This is a genomic window from Burkholderia sp. Nafp2/4-1b, from assembly GCF_003635165.1.
In the GTDB taxonomy this organism is placed as follows: Bacteria; Pseudomonadota; Gammaproteobacteria; order Burkholderiales; family Burkholderiaceae; genus Burkholderia.
The window spans coordinates 263010-280406 of the sequence record NZ_ML058624.1; the positions used below are offsets into that span (position 1 = coordinate 263010).

Annotated in this window: 17 protein-coding genes and 2 tRNA genes; 10 read left to right on the plus strand and 9 right to left on the minus strand. The window is 66.3% G+C overall.

The window, feature by feature from the left end:
* Window positions 1-326 precede the first annotated feature (326 nt).
* Window positions 327-758 (plus strand): hypothetical protein, encoded by a 432-nt coding sequence (locus C7H84_RS31110; protein WP_121862387.1) that lies wholly within the window; start codon window positions 327-329, stop codon window positions 756-758.
* Window positions 759-856: 98 nt separating this feature from the next.
* On the opposite strand, the gene C7H84_RS31115 is transcribed toward C7H84_RS31110, so the two are convergent.
* From C7H84_RS31115 to C7H84_RS31125, 3 genes are read right to left on the minus strand one after another with little or no spacing between them, the layout of a single operon-like run.
* Window positions 857-2005 carry an enoyl-CoA hydratase/isomerase family protein gene (locus C7H84_RS31115; protein WP_121862388.1) on the minus strand — a complete coding sequence of 383 codons (1149 nt, stop codon included), beginning with the start codon at window positions 2003-2005 and terminating at the stop codon, window positions 857-859.
* Window positions 2006-2036: 31 nt separating this feature from the next.
* A complete protein-coding gene (locus C7H84_RS31120; protein ID WP_121862389.1) occupies window positions 2037-2375 on the minus strand; it encodes a multidrug efflux SMR transporter in 339 nt (112 codons plus the stop codon).
* 3 nt (window positions 2376-2378) lie between these two features.
* The gene (locus tag C7H84_RS31125) at window positions 2379-2876 is read right to left on the minus strand and encodes a heme-degrading domain-containing protein (RefSeq protein WP_063549259.1); all 498 of its coding nucleotides are present in this window, start codon (window positions 2874-2876) and stop codon (window positions 2379-2381) included.
* A gap of 225 nt (window positions 2877-3101) precedes the next feature.
* Between C7H84_RS31125 and C7H84_RS31130 the strand changes: the two genes are divergently transcribed.
* From C7H84_RS31130 to C7H84_RS31160, 7 genes are all read left to right on the plus strand, one after another.
* A tRNA-Met gene (locus tag C7H84_RS31130) sits at window positions 3102-3178 on the plus strand.
* A gap of 181 nt (window positions 3179-3359) precedes the next feature.
* Window positions 3360-3905 (plus strand): NUDIX hydrolase, encoded by a 546-nt coding sequence (locus C7H84_RS31135; protein WP_121862390.1) that lies wholly within the window; start codon window positions 3360-3362, stop codon window positions 3903-3905.
* Window positions 3906-3916: 11 nt separating this feature from the next.
* Entirely contained in the window at window positions 3917-4681 is a 765-nt protein-coding gene (gene aat, locus C7H84_RS31140) for a leucyl/phenylalanyl-tRNA--protein transferase (protein WP_121862391.1), read from the plus strand.
* A 33-nt stretch (window positions 4682-4714) separates the two neighbouring features.
* A complete protein-coding gene (locus C7H84_RS31145; protein WP_121862392.1) occupies window positions 4715-5545 on the plus strand; it encodes an arginyltransferase in 831 nt (276 codons plus the stop codon).
* A gap of 198 nt (window positions 5546-5743) precedes the next feature.
* Window positions 5744-6781 (plus strand): quinone-dependent dihydroorotate dehydrogenase, encoded by a 1038-nt coding sequence (locus tag C7H84_RS31150; protein ID WP_121862393.1) that lies wholly within the window; start codon window positions 5744-5746, stop codon window positions 6779-6781.
* Between the two features lie 102 nt (window positions 6782-6883).
* Window positions 6884-7678: a cystine ABC transporter substrate-binding protein gene (locus C7H84_RS31155; RefSeq protein WP_121862394.1), complete on the plus strand. Its 795-nt coding sequence runs from the start codon at window positions 6884-6886 to the stop codon at window positions 7676-7678.
* Between the two features lie 122 nt (window positions 7679-7800).
* Entirely contained in the window at window positions 7801-8493 is a 693-nt protein-coding gene (locus C7H84_RS31160; protein ID WP_121862395.1) for an amino acid ABC transporter permease, read from the plus strand.
* A gap of 55 nt (window positions 8494-8548) precedes the next feature.
* Here the strand turns inward: C7H84_RS31160 and C7H84_RS31165 are convergent, their stop codons facing one another.
* The 6 genes from C7H84_RS31165 to rnr form a co-directional block, all read right to left on the minus strand.
* Window positions 8549-9535: a Gfo/Idh/MocA family oxidoreductase gene (locus C7H84_RS31165; RefSeq protein ID WP_121862396.1), complete on the minus strand. Its 987-nt coding sequence runs from the start codon at window positions 9533-9535 to the stop codon at window positions 8549-8551.
* Window positions 9536-9637: 102 nt separating this feature from the next.
* Window positions 9638-10354 (minus strand): FCD domain-containing protein, encoded by a 717-nt coding sequence (locus C7H84_RS31170; protein ID WP_121862397.1) that lies wholly within the window; start codon window positions 10352-10354, stop codon window positions 9638-9640.
* Between the two features lie 283 nt (window positions 10355-10637).
* Entirely contained in the window at window positions 10638-11330 is a 693-nt protein-coding gene (gene rpiA / locus C7H84_RS31175) for a ribose-5-phosphate isomerase RpiA (RefSeq protein WP_121862398.1), read from the minus strand.
* Between the two features lie 106 nt (window positions 11331-11436).
* Complete coding sequence (locus tag C7H84_RS31180) at window positions 11437-12309, minus strand: N-acetylmuramoyl-L-alanine amidase (RefSeq protein ID WP_121862399.1); 873 nt, start codon at window positions 12307-12309, stop codon at window positions 11437-11439.
* A 118-nt stretch (window positions 12310-12427) separates the two neighbouring features.
* Window positions 12428-13171 (minus strand): 23S rRNA (guanosine(2251)-2'-O)-methyltransferase RlmB, encoded by a 744-nt coding sequence (gene rlmB / locus C7H84_RS31185; RefSeq protein WP_121862400.1) that lies wholly within the window; start codon window positions 13169-13171, stop codon window positions 12428-12430.
* Window positions 13172-13322: 151 nt separating this feature from the next.
* Window positions 13323-15791, minus strand: coding sequence for a ribonuclease R (gene rnr / locus C7H84_RS31190; RefSeq protein WP_121862401.1), 2469 nt, complete (start codon window positions 15789-15791; stop codon window positions 13323-13325).
* Between the two features lie 249 nt (window positions 15792-16040).
* Here rnr and C7H84_RS31195 point away from each other — a divergent pair.
* A tRNA-Leu gene (locus C7H84_RS31195) sits at window positions 16041-16127 on the plus strand.
* A gap of 183 nt (window positions 16128-16310) precedes the next feature.
* On the plus strand, window positions 16311-17300 hold the full coding sequence (locus C7H84_RS31200; RefSeq protein ID WP_121862402.1) for an aliphatic sulfonate ABC transporter substrate-binding protein: 990 nt from the start codon (window positions 16311-16313) through the stop codon (window positions 17298-17300).
* Window positions 17301-17397 lie beyond the last annotated feature (97 nt).

The window sequence follows — 17397 nt, forward strand, 5'->3', positions numbered from 1 at the left end:
GACTGTCCGTGCCGGAATTTGGATAAAGCGACGCCCTGCTCGCGTCGCGAATGAGCGACGCATGCATGGTGTGCGTTCGAATCGGGATGGTTCGCCGGTCAGGCCGCGCAGCGGGCGAATACGCAATTGCACGGCTGTTTCTGGGAAATCAGTCTATGGATCGGTGCGGGGCTTTGGAACGATTTTTTTGAGCTTAGGTTTTCCGCTTTCGTGATTAGCACGACGCTGCAGCGAATATCGCGCCGGCCGGGCCCTATAATGACGCACCTATCCGAATAACATCGCGCGAACGGCCCCGGCCGTCCGCGCCTGCAATGCACTCATCGATGCAGAAAGTCATCCTGCCGTTCCTGTCCGGCTTCCTGGCCGCCCTCTTCTTTCGCGAAGCGACGCTCGCGCTGCTGCATACGGCCGACCTGATCGCCGCCGCCGGGTTTTCCACGCAACCGTTCGCGCCGCTCGGCATTCCTGAATTTGTCGCGAACGCACTGATCAGCGCGTGCTGCGCGATTCCGATGGCGTGGCTGCTGCGCGTGTCGCCGGATCGCGAAGCGCCGTGGATCGGCGCGCTGGTGTTCGGCGGCATCGTGCTGACGGCTGCCCGCGTGTTCGCGATCGATCCGCTGCGCGGAATCTGGCCGTCGGGCAACATGATGCCGGTGCTCGCCGCCGGTTTCGCGGCGAACGCCGTCTGGGGCTTCGGCGCGCTCGTGTTCATGCGCGCCTTCATGTCGGACAGCGCCGGCGACGACGAATAACGCGTCCGCCACCGTCGAGCCAAGTCGGCATCCGCAAACGAAAAAGGCCGCCTGCATGCGTGTGCAGGCGGCCTTTTTCGTTCGGATACCGCGGCGCGTCAGTCCTTCAGATTACGCAGCGGGTGCGAGTCGGGCGTCCACGGGCTGTCGAACATCGCGAGCACGTCGGCCCGGTCGATGTCGGCGCTCGACTTGAAGCGCCAGGCCGGCTGAAGATCCTTGTCGACGATCAGCGCGCGCACGCCTTCGATCACGTCGCCGTGCGCGAACGTCGAACGCGTGAGGTCGAGATCGCGCCGCAGGCAGTTGGCCATCGTCGCGCCGCGCGCCCGTTCGACGACTTCGAGCGACACGGCCATCGACAGCGGCGACAGCTGGCTGCGCATCGCATGGGTCGCCTTCTCGACCCATCCGTCGACGGCCGCGCAATCCTGCTCCGCATCGAGCGACGCGAGGATCGCGCCGATATCGGGTTGCGCGAAATGCCGATCAATGCCTGCGCGCGCATCGGCCAGCGCCGACGTATCGGGCGTCGGCACGACCTTGTGCGCGGCTGCCGCGCCGGCGACGCACGCAACGGCCTGCGCGCCGCTGTCGATGCGTGCGCGGCGCAATGTGTCGAGCAGCGCCGGCAGCGCGGCATCGGGCAGATAGACGTCGGCGAGTTGTGCATACAGTGCGCCGGCGGCGTCGAGCGTCGCGCCGGTCACCGCGAGATAGCGGCCGATTGCGCCAGGCGCGCGCGCGAGAAACCAGCTCATCCCGACGTCCGGGAACAGGCCGATGCGCGTTTCCGGCATCGCCATCTTCGTCGAGTCGGTGACGACACGCAGGCCGCCCGTATGCCGCGCCGCCTGCGAAATCCCCATGCCGCCCCCCATCACGACGCCGTGCATCAGTGCGATGTACGGCTTCGGATACGTGAAGATCGTGTGATTGAGCGTGTATTCGTCGATGAAGAACCCGTCGATCGCATCGCGGTCGCCGCGCTGCCACGCATCGTGGAAGAAGCGCACGTCGCCGCCCGCGCAGAACGCGCGCGGGTGCGGGCTGTGCACGACGACGGCGACCACGTCGGTGTCGTCACGCCACGCATCGAGCGCTTGCTGCATCAAGCCGATCATCCCGACCGACAGCGCGTTCAGCGCCTTCGGCCGGTTCAGTTCGAGATAGCCGATGCGATTCGCGACATACGCGCGCACGTCGGGTTCGGCGGCCGCTGCGGGAGCGGAAGTGGAATCGGTCATGTGAGCCATCCGGCGTATCGCAAGCGCACGCTCAGTGCGCCTGCATCTTCGAGAACAGGTTCAGCACCACGACGCCCGCGACGATCAGCCCGAGACCGATCACGGCCGGCAGGTCCGGCACCTGACGATAGAGCAGCATCGCGACCAGCGTGATCAGCACGATGCCGGCACCCGACCACACCGCATAAATGATGCCGACAGGCATCGTGCGCAGCGTGAGCGACAGACAGTAGAACGCAATGCCGTAACCGGCCACGACGAGCGCGGACGGCCACAAGCGCGTGAAGCCGTCCGCCGCGCGCAGCGCGGACGTGCCGATCACCTCCGCGACGATCGCGATCGCGAGCCATGCATAACCCGGAAGCTGCATCGTTCAGCTCCTTGCGAGCGCCAGCACGGCATAGTCTTGCCCGAGTTCGGCACACAGCGCTTCGACGACGAACTCGTGATCGGCGCGCTGCGGCAGCCCCGACGCCGTGATCGAGCCGATCACGCCGGCGCCTGCGACGGTCAGCGGAAACGAACCGCCGTGCGGAGAATATTCGGAGATCGGCAGCCCGTGCTTGTCCGCGAGCGTGGCGCCGGCCTGCTGCATGCGCAGGCCGATCGCATACGAGCTGCGGCGGAAATGCGCGACGACGTTGCGCTTGCGGCGCACCCAGTCGGCATTGTCGGGGGTCGCGCCAGCGAGCGCCGCATAGAACAGCGGCTGGCCGAACGTGACGATGTCGATCGCGATCGCATGGCCGCGCGATGTCGCGAGCGCATGCATGCGGTTGCCGAGCGCCCATGCGCGCGCGGGGTCGAAATGGGGAAACACGAGCGCCTGTTCCTGCGCGCCGATCGATTGCAGATCGTGAGCGATGTCCATGAATCCGTCGATGCAGTAGTGAGTGTTGCAGCGGCGCCGGCGCAATCGCGCACGACATCGCTGCAGGAATGGGCGATACAAGCAAACCGTTCGATTCTAGCGCACGCGCATGCCGTACCGGCCCTACAAGGGCTCGGCGGGGGCTCCACCGCCGATTGCAATGCGGTTGTCAGAAAAGGCTTGCACGCATTCGAGAGAGCCCATATAATTCAATTCTTCGACGGACGCGGGGTGGAGCAGTCTGGCAGCTCGTCGGGCTCATAACCCGAAGGTCGTAGGTTCAAATCCTACCCCCGCAACCAACGTCCCGATTCGATGCAAAAAGCCCGGCTCCGCGCCGGGCTTTTTGTTTTTCCGCGCCTGATTCCGCGCATCGCGCGTTGCCACGCTGCGCCCCGCATGGCACGCCGCGCACATGCGCTGGCGTTCAAGAATGCCCCGCCCGGGTGATACACTCGCATCACCTCGTCCCTTCCACTCGACATGAAATTCTGCTCCGTCTGCGGTCACGACGTCATCGCACGCATTCCTCCGGGCGACAACCGCGAGCGCTTCATTTGCGATCACTGCGGCACGATCCATTACCAGAATCCGCGTAACGTGGTCGGCACGGTGCCGGTCTGGGGCGATCAGGTGCTGCTGTGCCGTCGCGCGATCGAACCGCGCTACGGCTTCTGGACGCTGCCGGCGGGTTTCATGGAAATGGGCGAGACGACGGCCGAGGCCGCCGCGCGCGAAACGCTCGAGGAAGCCGGCGCACGCGTCGAGGTGCAGAACCTGTTCACGCTGCTCAACGTGCCGCACGTGCACCAGGTGCATCTGTTCTACCTGGCGCGGCTCACCGATCCGGCCTACGAGGCCGGCGAGGAGAGCCTCGAAGTCAAGCTGTTCGACGAAGCCGACATTCCGTGGGACGAAATCGCGTTCCCGACCGTCAGCCAGACCCTGCGCTTCTTCTTCGCCGATCGCGCCGCCGGCGACTACGGCGTGCATACCGGCGATATCTTCCGCTCGCTGCGCAACGGCTGAGCCCGCGCCCCATGGTCCCCTGGCTCGGCCCGGACGATCCGTTTCCGCCCATCGAACGCGCGCTCGGCGCCGCGACCGGCGCGCCGGGGCTGCTCGCCGCAAGCGCCGACCTGCTGCCGTCACGCCTGATCGAGGCCTACCTGCGCGGCATCTTCCCGTGGTATTCGGACGGCCAGCCGGTGCTGTGGTGGAGCCCCGACCCGCGGATGATCCTCGCGCCGGCCGAATTCAAGGTGTCCCCGTCGCTGCGCAAGACGCTCAAGCGCGTACTGCGCGATCCGGCGTGGGAAGTGCGCGTCGATCATGACTTTCCGGGCGTGATGCGCGCGTGCGCACAGGCGCCGCGCCGCGGGCAGCGCGGCACCTGGATCACGGCCGAGATCATCGACGCGTATACGTCGCTCTACCGTTCCGGCAACGCGCACAGCATCGAAACGTGGCATGACGGGCGCCGCGTCGGCGGCCTCTACGGTGTCGCGTTCGGGCGGATGTTCTTCGGCGAATCGATGTACGCGGATGCCACCGATGCGTCGAAGATCGCGCTGGCAACGCTCGTCGCCCACCTTCGCGAGCACGGGCTGGAAATGATAGACTGCCAGCAGAATACGTCGCATCTAGCGTCGCTCGGTGGCCGCGAGATCGCACGCAAGGCCTTTGTCGCTCACGTGCGCCGCGCGGTAGCCGAACCGCCGATTCCGTGGCAGTTCGACAAGCGCGTGCTCGCCGCGCTGACGGGCCCCGCCGAACCGGCGGCTCCCTCCGGGATCGAGCGCTAGCGCGGCACTCCTTCCCTGCATCGAGAGCTGCCCATGACTCACCCCACTGAGCTGCCGCTTTCACCGCTTTCGGCGCTGCAATTCTATGCAACGGCGCCCTATCCGTGCAGCTATCTGGACGGCCGCATCGCGCGCTCGCAAGTCGCGACGCCGAGCCACCTGATCAATTCCGATATTTACACCGAGCTCGTGAAGGCCGGCTTCCGGCGCTCGGGTGTGTTCACCTATCGTCCGTACTGCGACGGCTGCCGCGCGTGCGTACCCGTGCGCGTGCCGGTCGGCGCGTTCACGCCGTCACGCACGCAGCGCCGGATGTGGAAGCGGCACCGCGCGCTCGTCGCGACCGTCTCCCCGCTGCACTACGACGAGGAGCACTACGCGCTCTACATGCGCTACCAGTCCGCGCGCCACGCGGGCGGCGGCATGGACCGCGACAGCCGCGACCAGTACGAGCAGTTCCTGCTGCAGAGCCGGATCAATTCGCGCCTCGTCGAATTCCGCGACCTCGATACGCCGGGCGGCGAGCCCGGCAAGCTGCGCATGGTCAGCATGATCGACATCCTCGGCGACGGACTGTCGTCGGTCTACACGTTTTTCGAGCCCGACGACCAGCACACGAGCTACGGCACGTACAACATCCTGTGGCAGATCGAGCAGGCGAAGAGCCTCGGCCTGCCGTACGTGTATCTCGGCTACTGGATCCGCGAGAGCCCGAAGATGGCGTACAAGGCGAACTTCCATCCGCTGGAAGGGCTGCTCGACGGCCGCTGGAAAATACTCGATCCGGATCGCGTCGACCTGCCGCCGGTCGATGCGGCACTCGCCCGCGCGCCGTTGCCGGGCGGGCATTCCGGGTCCGGCTAACAGGTTGACGGGCGAGCCGGCACGCGGCCCGGCGCCGGCAACGCACACCGTTTCCGCTCGTGCACGCGCCACCGCCGCCTGCGAGAACGCGTGAAAATTACGCCTCCGCCCGCGCGTGCGACGCGAAACCCGCCCTTGCCGCGCCACTCCCGGTAAAATAGCGGGTTGTCATTCATTCCGGCTGTCCGCCCAATTCCCGTGTTCAGTTCCCTCTATCCGCTGGCCCGCGCATCCCTGTTCAAGATGGATGCGGAAGACGCTCACCACCTCACGCTGCGCGCGCTCGGCGCGGCCGGTCGCACGGGCCTCGCCTGCGCGCTGTCGGCCCGCGTGCCCGACGCACCGCGCACGGTGATGGGCCTCACGTTCCGCAACCCGGTCGGCCTCGCCGCCGGTCTCGACAAGGATGGCGCCGCCATCGATGGCCTCGCGTCGCTCGGCTTCGGCTTCATCGAAGTCGGCACGGTCACGCCGCGCGCGCAGCCGGGCAACCCGCGCCCGCGGATGTTCCGCCTGCCGCAGGCCGAAGCGCTGATCAACCGGATGGGCTTCAACAACCACGGTGTCGACCAGTTCGTGAAGAACGTCCAGGCGGCCCGTTATCGCGGCATCCTCGGCCTGAACATCGGCAAGAACGCCGACACGCCGATCGAACGCGCGGCGGAAGACTACCTCTACTGCCTCGAGCGCGTGTACCCGTTCGCGAGCTACGTGACGATCAACATCTCGTCGCCGAACACGAAGAACCTGCGCCAGCTGCAGGGCGCGGGCGAGCTCGACGCACTGCTCGCCGCGCTGAAGGACAAGCAGCAGCGCCTCGCCGACCTGCACGGCAAGCTCGTGCCGCTCGCGCTGAAGATCGCCCCCGATCTCGACGACGAACAGGTCAAGGAAATCGGCGACACGCTGCTGCGCCACAAGATCGAAGCGGTGATCGCCACCAACACGACGCTGTCGCGCGCAGCCGTGCAGGGCCTGCCGCACGCGGACGAAGCCGGCGGCCTGTCGGGACGCCCGGTGTTCGACGCGTCGAACGAAGTGATCCGCAAGCTGCATGCGGAAGTCGGCAGCGCGGTGCCGATCATCGGCGTCGGCGGCATTTTTTCGGGCGAGGATGCGCGCGCGAAGCTCGCGGCCGGTGCATCGCTCGTCCAGCTGTATACGGGCTTCATCTATCGCGGCCCAGCGCTCGTCGCCGAATGCGTGAAGGCGATCGCGCGCGACGGCGCCGCGTAATATAGCCATAAACAAACGGTATTTAGTAGCCGATTGTATTTTTGCTATGATCGACCCCACAGTCAGAATCAAGCGCCCCGCTGGGGCAAGGAAGCTCACACGATGAAAATTTCGCCGCTGAAGAAGCTGCTCGTTGCCGGCCTGATCGGCACGTCGTTCGCCGCCGCCACCGCGCATGCGGCCGACCTCCTCGACCAGGTGAAGGAACGCGGCACGCTGCGCGTCGGCCTCGAAGGCACGTTCCCGCCGTTCAACTCGAAGAGCCCGCAGGGCGAACTGGTCGGCTTCGACGTCGACATCGCGAAGGCCGTCGCCGCGAAGCTCGGCGTGAAGACCGAATTCGTCACGACCGAATGGAGCGGCATCATCGCGGGCCTGCAGGCCGGCAAGTTCGACGTGATTGCGAACCAGGTCGGCATCACCGACAAGCGCAAGGAAACGCTCGACTTCTCGCCCGCGTACACGTACTCGTCCGCGCAGCTGATCCAGCGCAAGGACGACACGCGCCAGTTCAAGTCGCTTGAAGACCTGAAGGGCAAGAAGCTCGGCGTCGCGCTCGGCACCAACTACATGGACATGGCGAAGTCGGTGCCCGGCATCGACGTGAAGACGTACCCGGGCGCGCCCGAGTACCTGCGCGACCTCGCGGCCGGCCGTCTCGACGCGGCGCTGAACGATCGCCTGATGCTCGCGTACCTGACGAAGAACTCGCAACTGCCGCTGCGCCCGGGCGCGAACGTCGGTTCGGCAAACCCGTCGGGCATCCCGTTCAAGAAGGGCAACCCGAAGTTCCAGAAGGCGATCGACGACGCGATGGCGCAGCTCGAAGCCGACGGCACGTTCACGAAGATCTCGGACAAGTGGTTCGGCATCGACGTGACGAAGCCGATCAAGTAAGCAGGCCTCTGTTTCCCGCCTGACGGCGGGCCGGAAAGGGCGGCATCCGCAACGATGCCGCCCTTTGTTTTAGCGGTCCGGTTTATGATTGCGCTTTCGCGCACGCATCCGATTCGTATTCCATGTCGACAACGTCCCTGCTCGTCCAATCGCTGCCGGTGCTCGCCCAGGGTGCCGTACTGACCGTCAAGTTCGCCGTGCTGTCGATGGTGTTCGGCCTGCTCGGCGCCGTCGTGCTCGCGATGATGGGCATCCGGCAAAGCGAACCGCTCGAAGGTTTCGAACGCATCTGGGTCAACGCGCTCGCGTGGCTCGCGCGCGCATACGTGAGCCTGATGCGCGGCACGCCGCTGCTCGTGCAGATCTTCGTGATCTATTACGGGCTGCCGAGCCTCGGCATCTCGCTCGATCCGACGCCGGCCGGTGTCATCGCGCTGTCCGCGAACGTCGCGGCCTACATGTCGGAAAGCATGCGCGGCGCGATCAACGGTATCGCGCGCGGCCAATGGCTGGCGTCTTACAGCCTTGGACTCTCGTGGGCGCAGACGCTGCGCTACGTGATCGGCCCGCAGGCGCTGCGCATCGCGGTGCCGAGCCTCTCGAACAGCCTGATCAGCCTGATCAAGGACACGTCGCTCGTGTCCGTCATCACCGTGACCGAGCTGCTGCGCAGCGCGCAGGAAGTAATCGCAGCAACCTATCAGCCGTTGCCGCTGTACCTGGCCGCCGCGGCCATCTACTGGGTGCTGTGCCAGATCCTCGAATGGGTGCAGCGCTGGTACGAAAAGCGCCTGTCGCTGCCCGCACGGCACTGAGCACGTTGCTGCTCCCGCCGGGCCGCTGACGCGCGCCCGGCACCGTCCCTCCAGCCTATTCGCCCGAATAGCGCACGCCGAGCGCCGCGCGTGCCGCGTCCGTCATCGCGATCATCTGTCGGGAATGGTCGTGCGTCATGATCGGGCTCTCGAGCTCGCCCGCGCGCAGCAGGTCGCAAAAATGCGCGGTCTCGTAGTTCAGGCCCCCGCCTTCGACCGGCGCATCCAGTTCGACGGTGCGTCCGTCCGCATAGCGGATCGTCGCGCGCGCCGGGTTCCACCACTTCTCGTGAATCGTCACGTGCCCGCCCGCCGCGGCGATCAGCGCGTCGCCGCGCCCCATCACGTCCAGCCCGCAGAAGAGCTGCGCGATACCGCCGTTCGCGTGACGGCTGTTCAGGCTCGCGAATACGTCGACGCCCGTCGCGCCGACGCGCCCGAGCGTCTGCACGTCGCATGCGGCGCCGAGCCAGTCGACCGCGAGAAACGCTTCGTAGATCCCGATGTCGAGCAGCGCGCCGCCGGCGCGGTCGAGTCGATAGACGGAATGATCGTCCGGCACCGACGACGACGCGCAGCCCGCGCGCACGAGCCGGATCTCACCGATCGGATCGTCATGCAGGTGCGCACGTAATTGACGGTACAGCGGAAAGAACGGCGGCTTCATCGCTTCCATGAAGAGCCGTCCGGCCGCGCGGGCCGCAGCGAGCACCGCGTCGAGTTGCGCGGCGTTCAGCGTCGCGGGTTTTTCGCACAGCGCGGCCTTGCCGGCGGCGAGTGCCGCCTGCGCGTAATGGGCGTGGCTGTCGTGAAGCGTCGCGATGTAGATCGCGTCGATGTCGCTCGCGAGGAGCGCGTCGAGGCTCGCGGCCGGCGTGCCGCCGCAGTCGTTGCAGAAGGCGGCGGCCGCGTCGGCGCGGCGTGCCCACACGCCGGCGAGCACGGCACCCGGCACGTGAGCGAGGCTGCGCGCGAAACGGCGCGCAATGCTGCCTGCGCCGACGATGCCGAAGCGCACCGGGCGGTTGTCGAGGTCGTTCATCCGGATCTTCCGTATCGGTCGTATGACGGTGGCCGGCACGCTGCCGTGCCGGCCGTCATCATAAACGGCTCGCCGGCTCGTGGATGAACGACGCGCGCTGATTCAGGCGCGCACCGGCACGTCGACGGAGAAATCGCGCGAGATCTCGTCCGAGCTGAAATCGATCAGCGCGAGCGATGCCGCTTCGGCTTCGCGCGGATCGCGGCGTTCGATCGCATCGACGACGCGCGCATGCGCCTTGACCGCGATGTCGTGCGCGCCTTCCTTCTGCGCGACGCGCGGATTCACGAGCCGCACGGCGCCGCGTACGATCGCCGCCATCTGCTGGAAGAACTGGTTGCCGCTCGCCTGCACGATGCGCGTGTGCAGCAGCTCGTCCGCGGTGTCGTAGCCGGCGTCGCCCGGCTGCAGCACCTTGAACGCTTCGAACGCCTCGCGAATGCCCGCGATTTCGGCCGCGGTCGCACGAACCGCCGCCTGCGCCGTCGCACGCGGTTCGATCAGCATCCGGAATTCGATGACGTCGCGCATGAACTGCGGGTCGGGCTTCGCGCGAAATCGCCAGCTCACCACGTCTTCATCGATCATGCGCCAGTCGCGCATCGATCGAACGCGCGTACCCACTTTCGGACGCACATCGAGCATGTCGCGCGCAAGCAACATCGACAATGCTTCGCGCATCACCGTACGGCTCACATCGAACTCTTTCGACAGCACGTCCTGCGGCGGCAGAATGCCGCCATACTTGTCTTCGACAATACCCGCGACAAGCCCATCCATCACTTTCGCGACCAGTGACCGGTCTTTGCCCTGCTCCATAACACCTCCCCGTGCGTCGATTTGCGAACAACTGCTCCGCAGTTCCGCCGGCCCTGGTTACGACTGTTCTTATGATCTATAAGTTGGCGAGTTCGGGGATATTTCGCTATCTGGTAAACACCTGACAGGGTTATCCCTCTTTTGAATGGGGTGATTTATACGGCTTCAAAAAAAGCCCGGAAAGCGCGCTGCGCTTGCCGGGCCGGGACTTCCACCAAATTCGAACATGCAATCCGTTACGGCATCCTGACGCCATTACGGACTGCTTCTCATTCAGTTTTAATTAATCGGGATAAACGATCGTTTCAACGCCGTTCGCGGTGCCGAGCAGGCACAGATTCGCGCCGCGCTCCGCGAACAGGCCGACCGTCACGACGCCCGGCCATCCGTTCACCTGCGCTTCGAAACCACGCGGATCGGCGATCTGCAGCCCCTTGACGTCGATGATCTCGTTGCCGTTGTCGGTGATGTACGGCGCGCCGTCCTTCGTCACGCGCAGCACCGGCACGCCGCCCAGCGCGGTCACGCGCCGCCCGATCGCCGTGCGCGCCATCGGCACGACCTCGATCGGCAGCGGGAAGCCGCCGAGCACCGGCACGCGCTTGCTGCCGTCCGCGATGCAGACGAACGTATCGGCCACCGACGCGACGATCTTCTCGCGCGTCAGCGCGCCGCCGCCGCCCTTGATCATTGCGCCGCTCGCGTCGATCTCGTCGGCGCCGTCGACGTACACCTGCAGCGACTCGACCTCGTTCAGGTCGAACACCTTGATGCCGTGCGATTTCAGGCGTTCGGTCGTCGCGATCGAGCTCGACACGGCGCCGCGATAGCGCGTCTTGACGGCCGCGAGCGCGTCGATGAAGCAGTTGGCGGTGGAGCCGGTGCCGACACCGATCACCGCGCCTTCCGGCACGTTCTGGATCACATAATCGGCGGCCGCCTGGCCGACCAGGCGTTTGAGTTCGTCTTGAGTCATGGGGTGGGAATACAGCGGGATTGCGGAAAACCGCCAGTTTACCGGACTCGGAAGACGGCCCGGGCTTTTTCGACGCCGTTATCGGCGCCGCCTGGCATGCAGAGGATCACGGCACGCCGGCGGCAGACCGGTTGCCGGCTGCCGCCGTGGCAGGGAAATACTTGTCGAGCAGCGCCTGCGCGATCGCATCGGTTTCGGCATCCGGATCGCCCGCATAGTCGGACGGCCGGAAATGCATCTGGAACGCGGCGAACACGCGTCGCGTGCGCGCATCGAGCACGCCATCGGTCGGCACGTCGTAGCCGTAGCGCGCGAGCTTCAGCTGCAAGTCGCGCACGTCGACGAGCGCGTGCGGATCGCGGTCGGCAAGCCGTGCGGCCACGGTCGCGTCGTCCGGCCACGCGCCGACGCCGGCTTGCGCGAGCGCATGCCACGGGAACAGCGGGCCCGGGTCGATCTTGCGTTGCGGCGCGATATCGCTGTGCCCGACCACACGCGTCGGGGCAATCCCGTAACGCGCGACGATGTCCTTCGAAAGGCGGATCAACGCATCGACCTGTTCGGGCGGATACGGCTGCCAGGTGCGGTTTTGCGGGTCAAGCGGGCCGCGGTTCACGTTCTCGATGCCGATCGACGCCGCATTGAGCTCGGTCGTGCCCTGCCATTCGCTGATACCCGCATGCCATGCGCGCTCCGCTTCGGGAACGAGCTGGTAGACGACCGGCATCCCGTGCTCGATGCGCGGTTGCGGCGGCACGACGTAGTGCACGCTGACCGAATCGCCCGTCAGCGTGCGCAGCGATTTCGCTTCGTCGCTTTCGGTGTAATGCATCACGAGGAAGCGGATACGCGAATCGGCGCCGCGCGCGTGCAGGCCGGTGTCGGCGTAATAGGTATCGCGCTCGACCAGCGACGGCGACGTGCAGGCGGCCAGCAGGCCCAGGATGGCGCACGATGCGCCGAGGCGAAACAGGGTCATGGTTCGCGAACTCCGGGAGCCGCGTGCCGCGCCATCGCGGCACGCGTCGTCGCGGCCCGCGCATTGCGCGAGACCACTTGCGTCAGCCCATGTGAAGACCGGTATCGACGAGCGTATTTCAGCCCTTCACGCGCCGCTGCCGCACCGCTTCGTACAGGCACACGCCGCTCGCGACCGACACGTTCAGGCTCTCGACGCTGCCGGCCATCGGGATGCTCATCACTTCGTCGCAGGTGTCGCGCGTGAGCCGGCGCATGCCTTCGCCTTCCGCGCCCATCACGATCGCAACGGGGCCGTCGAGCTTCGCGTCGTAAAGCGTGCCCGACGCCTCGTCCGACGTGCCGATGATCCACACGCCCGCTTCCTTCAGCTCGCGCAGCGCGCGGGCGAGGTTCGTGACCGTGATGTACGGCACCGTATCGGCCGCGCCGCTCGCGACCTTCGCCGCGGTCGCGTTCAGGCCGACCGCGCGGTCGCGCGGTGCGATCACCGCATGGGCACCGGCGGAATCGGCGACGCGCAGGCATGCGCCGAGGTTGTGCGGGTCGGTAACGCCGTCGAGCACCAGCAGCAGTGCCGGGCCCTGGATGCCGTCGAGCAGCTCGGACAGGTTCTGCGCGAGCGGGACGTCCTCGACGCGCGCGACGACGCCCTGGTGACGCTCGGTATGCGCGAGGCCCCACAGGCGCGTTTCGTCGGCCGCGATCAGCCGCACGCCCGCTTCCTTCGCGGTGTGCAGGAAGTCCTGCATGCGGCGGTCGCGGCGCGTCTGGTCGTACAGCACCTCCGCAACCGTCGATGCATCGTGCCGCAAACGTGCGGTCACCGCATGAAAACCGTAAAGAACCTTCAGACGTGACATGACTGGAACAACCTTCGATCAAACGTGCGGCCGCGCAACGCGCGCAGCCGCGATCCATGGAAAAGGAAAGCGCCGCGTTGCCGGCCGGTGACCGGTAGAACGCGGCGTCTCTCGATACTGCAAGGGCGTGCGCATGCGCCGCCCCGAACGCTCAATACTTCTTGCGGGCGTGAGGCTTCTTCGCGGCCGTCTTCGCGGCCACGCCGCCCTTCTTCTTCGCGGCACGCGCCGCCCGCGCCTCGTTCACCGCGGCGCTCGGCGCGCCGGCCGGCTTCTTGCGGCGCGGCGCTGCGTCCTCCACCGGCGGCAGCGAGCGCACGCGCGGACCGCCGCGATCGTTGCCGTTAACGTTGCCGACCACAGCCGGCGCCGGTGTCGGACGCGGTGCCTTCACCGGCGTATCGCGCACGAGGCGGAAGTCGATCTTGCGCGCGTCGAGATCGACGCGGCTCACCTGCACGCGCACGCGATCCGACAGGCGATACCGGATGCCCGTGCGCTCGCCGCGCAACTCGTTCTTGATCTCGTCGTACTGGAAGTAGTCGGAGCCGAGTTCCGTCACGTGCACGAGCCCTTCGATGAACAGCGTGTCGAGCTGCACGAAGATGCCGAACGACGTGACGCCGTTCACCATCCCGCCGTACTCCTCGCCGAGCTTGTCGCGCATGAAGTAGCACTTGAGCCAGGCCTCGACGTCGCGCGACGCTTCGTCGGCACGCCGCTCGTTTGCCGAGCAGTGCAGGCCGAGCTCTTCCCAGATCGCCGTGTTCGAACGCGAGCGGCCGCGCGATTCGTCGTCGGCCTGCTGCATCGCGCGGGCGCGCGGCGACAGCGCGGTGTTCAGTTCGAAGCCTTCCGGTGCCTTCGGCGCGTATTTCTTGCCCGACAGGATCGCGTAGATCGCGCGGTGCGTGAGCAGGTCGGGATAGCGGCGAATCGGGCTCGTGAAGTGCGCATACGCCTCGTACGCGAGACCGAAGTGGCCGATGTTGTCCGGGCTGTAGACGGCCTGCTGCATCGAGCGCAGCAGCATCGGCTGCAGCATCTGCGCATCGGGCCGGTCGCGAATCTGCGCCATCAGCGCCGCGTAGTCGCTCGCGTGCGGCTTCTCGCCGCCGCCGAGCGACAGCCCCATGCCGCGCAGGAACGCGCGCAGGTTCTCGAGCTTTTCCGGCGTCGGGCCCGCGTGCACGCGGTACAGGCCCGGGTGCTTGTGGCGCTTCAGGAAGTCGGCCGCGCAGACGTTCGCGGCCAGCATGCATTCCTCGATCAGCTTGTGCGCATCGTTGCGCTGACGCGGGACGATCTGCTCGATCTTGCCCTGCGAGTTGCAGACGATGTACGTCTCGGTCGTGTCGAAGTCGATCGCGCCGCGCTTCTGGCGTGCGGCGAACAATGCCTTGTAGACGCCGTACAGGTCCTGCAGGTGCGGCAGCAGATCCGCGCGACGCGCGGCCTCCGGCCCCTTGGTGTTCGACAGCACGGCCGCGACTTCGGTGTACGTGAGCCGTGCGGCCGAATGGATGACGGCCGGATAGAACTGGTACGCCTTGATCTCGCCGCGCGCGGTAATCACCATGTCGCACGCGAGCACGCAGCGGTCGACCTGCGGATTCAGCGAGCACAGCCCGTTCGACAGCTTCTCCGGCAGCATCGGGATCACGCGGCGGGGGAAATACACGGACGTGCTGCGCTCGAGCGCATCGGCGTCGAGGCCGCTGCCCGGCTGTACGTAGTGCGACACGTCGGCGATCGCGACGATCAGGCGGAAGCCGTCGCCGCGGCCGACCTTGGTCGGTTCGCAGTACACGGCATCGTCGAAGTCGCGGGCGTCCTCGCCGTCGATGGTGACGAGCGGCACGTCACGCAGGTCGACGCGGAAGCGCAGGTCGGCCGGTCGCACCTTGTCCGGCAGCGCGGCGGCCTCGCCGAGCGCCGGCTGGCTGAATTCGTGCGGAACACCGTACTTGCGCACGGCGATCTCGATTTCCATGCCCGGATCGTCGATGTCGCCGAGCACTTCGACGACGCGGCCGAGCGGTTGCGAATGGCGGCTCGGGAAGTCGGTCAGTTCGACGACGACGACCTGCCCGACCTTCGCCTTCTTCACGTTCTGCGTGATCAGGATGTCGTGGCCGATGCGCTTGTCTTCGGGCGCGACGATCAGCGCGCCGTTCTCGTTGAGCAGGCGGCCGATCACGCGCTTGTTCGCGCGCTCGGTGACTTCGACGACGTGCCCTTCCGGACGGCCGCGGCGATCGTAGCCGACGATCCGCGCGAGCACGCGGTCGCTGTGCATCACCTTCTGCATTTCGCCGTTCGGCAGGAACAGGTCGTCCTGGCCGTCGTCGCGGATCACGAACCCGTAGCCGTCGCGATGGCCCTGCACGCGACCGGCAACGAAGTTCGACGGATGAGTGAGCTGGTAGTGGCCGCGCTTGTCGAGGCGGATCTGGCCGTCGCGTTCCATCGCGGCGACACGCCGGAAGAACCCCTCGCGTTCCTGGCGCTTGATCGACAGCGCTTCGGCGATGTCGTTGGCGGCCAGCGGCGCGTCGCTCGTACGCAGCACGCCGAGAATTTCTTCACGGCTCGGAATGGGGTACGGATATTTGCTCAAGGGTTTGTCGATGATTGTTCTCGTTGCGTTGACTGGTGGTGCACGGCATCAACATAGAAGTGTCCGTCAGACAGTTCTATAGTGACGGCGACGGATCATTCTATCACCCGCCTGTGTCGCCAAATGACGCGAATGCCGCGTGCAGGCGCCACAGCGGCCGGTTTGCGGCGCATCGCAAAAAAGTGTTGACACGGATAATTGGGGCGCTATAATTTCGCTTCTTTGCAGCAAGCAGCTACTGCAAAACGTGCCCAGGTGGCGGAATTGGTAGACGCACTAGGTTCAGGTCCTAGCGGTGGCAACATCGTGGAGGTTCGAGTCCTCTCCTGGGCACCATCTGTTTTTGAAAAGGTCGGCTTCATGCCGGCCTTTTTTCATTTTCGGCCTCACATTGCGCGCAGCGGTCGCGCCATATGCTCGCCACGCGGATCGATAGCAGAATTAATCGGTTATCGATCGCCCTCCCCGTTGGTACGTTAGCCGCCTTGCTTGCAACGAACCCAACGAGGAACACGATCCATGACGTCGATGAACCGCCGCGCGTTCGCGCGCGCGATGCTGGCCGCCGGGCTGAGCGCCGCCGGCTTCCGCGCGCAAGCCGAGAACGCACCGTCCACGCTGCGCATCGGATATCAGAAATCGTCGACGCTCATTACGCTGCTCAAGATCCGTGGCACGCTCGAGCAATCGCTCGCACCGCTCGGGCTGCGCGTGTCGTGGCATGAATTCGCAAGCGGCTTGCCACTGACCGAAGCGCTCAACGTCGGCGCGGTCGATTTCAGCGCCGACGTGGCCGACACCGTTCCCGTCTTCGCACAGGCCGCGCATGCGCGCTTCGTGTACGTCGCGCAGGAAGCGCCATCGCCGAAAGCGCAGGCCATCATCGTCAAACGCGACAGCGCGCTGCGCACGCTGGCCGATCTGAAGGGCGCGCGCATCGCCGTCACGAAGGCCGCCGGCAGCCACTATCTGCTGCTGGCCGCACTCGCGAACGCCAGACTCGCCCCGGCCGACGCGGCGATCCACTACCTGACGCCGGCGGACGGTCGCGCGGCATTCGAGCGCGGCAGCGTCGATGCATGGATCACGTGGGATCCGTATGTCGCATCCGTCGACGCGAATCCCGACGTGCGGATTCTGGCCGACGGCAACGGACTTGCTTCGTACCAGCGCTATTACCTTGCGTCGAGCAGTTTTGCCGCCGCGCGTCCGGACGCCATCCAGATCGCGTTCGAGCGCCTGTCGCAAGCCGGCACGTGGCTGCGCGAACATCAGCAGGAGGCCGCCACCCTCCTCGCGCCGATCTGGGGACTCGACGCAAAGACGATCGAGCGCGCGAACGCGCGGCGCAGCTATCTCGTGCGCGCCGTCGCCACGCAGAACTTCGGCGAGCAGCAGAAGATCGCCGATACGTTCCTCGCGGCCGGTTTGCTGCCCGGTCGCGTCGATACCAGCGAAGCCCTGCGCTGGAATTTCGCGGCAAAGCGCGCGGAGCCGATCGGCGCCTGACACCGCGGACGTGCGACTGCCAATATATTTATCGCCGCCGATCAAATTGTGTTGACAGACTCTTCAGACACGCTACAATAGCGGTCTTCGCATCGCA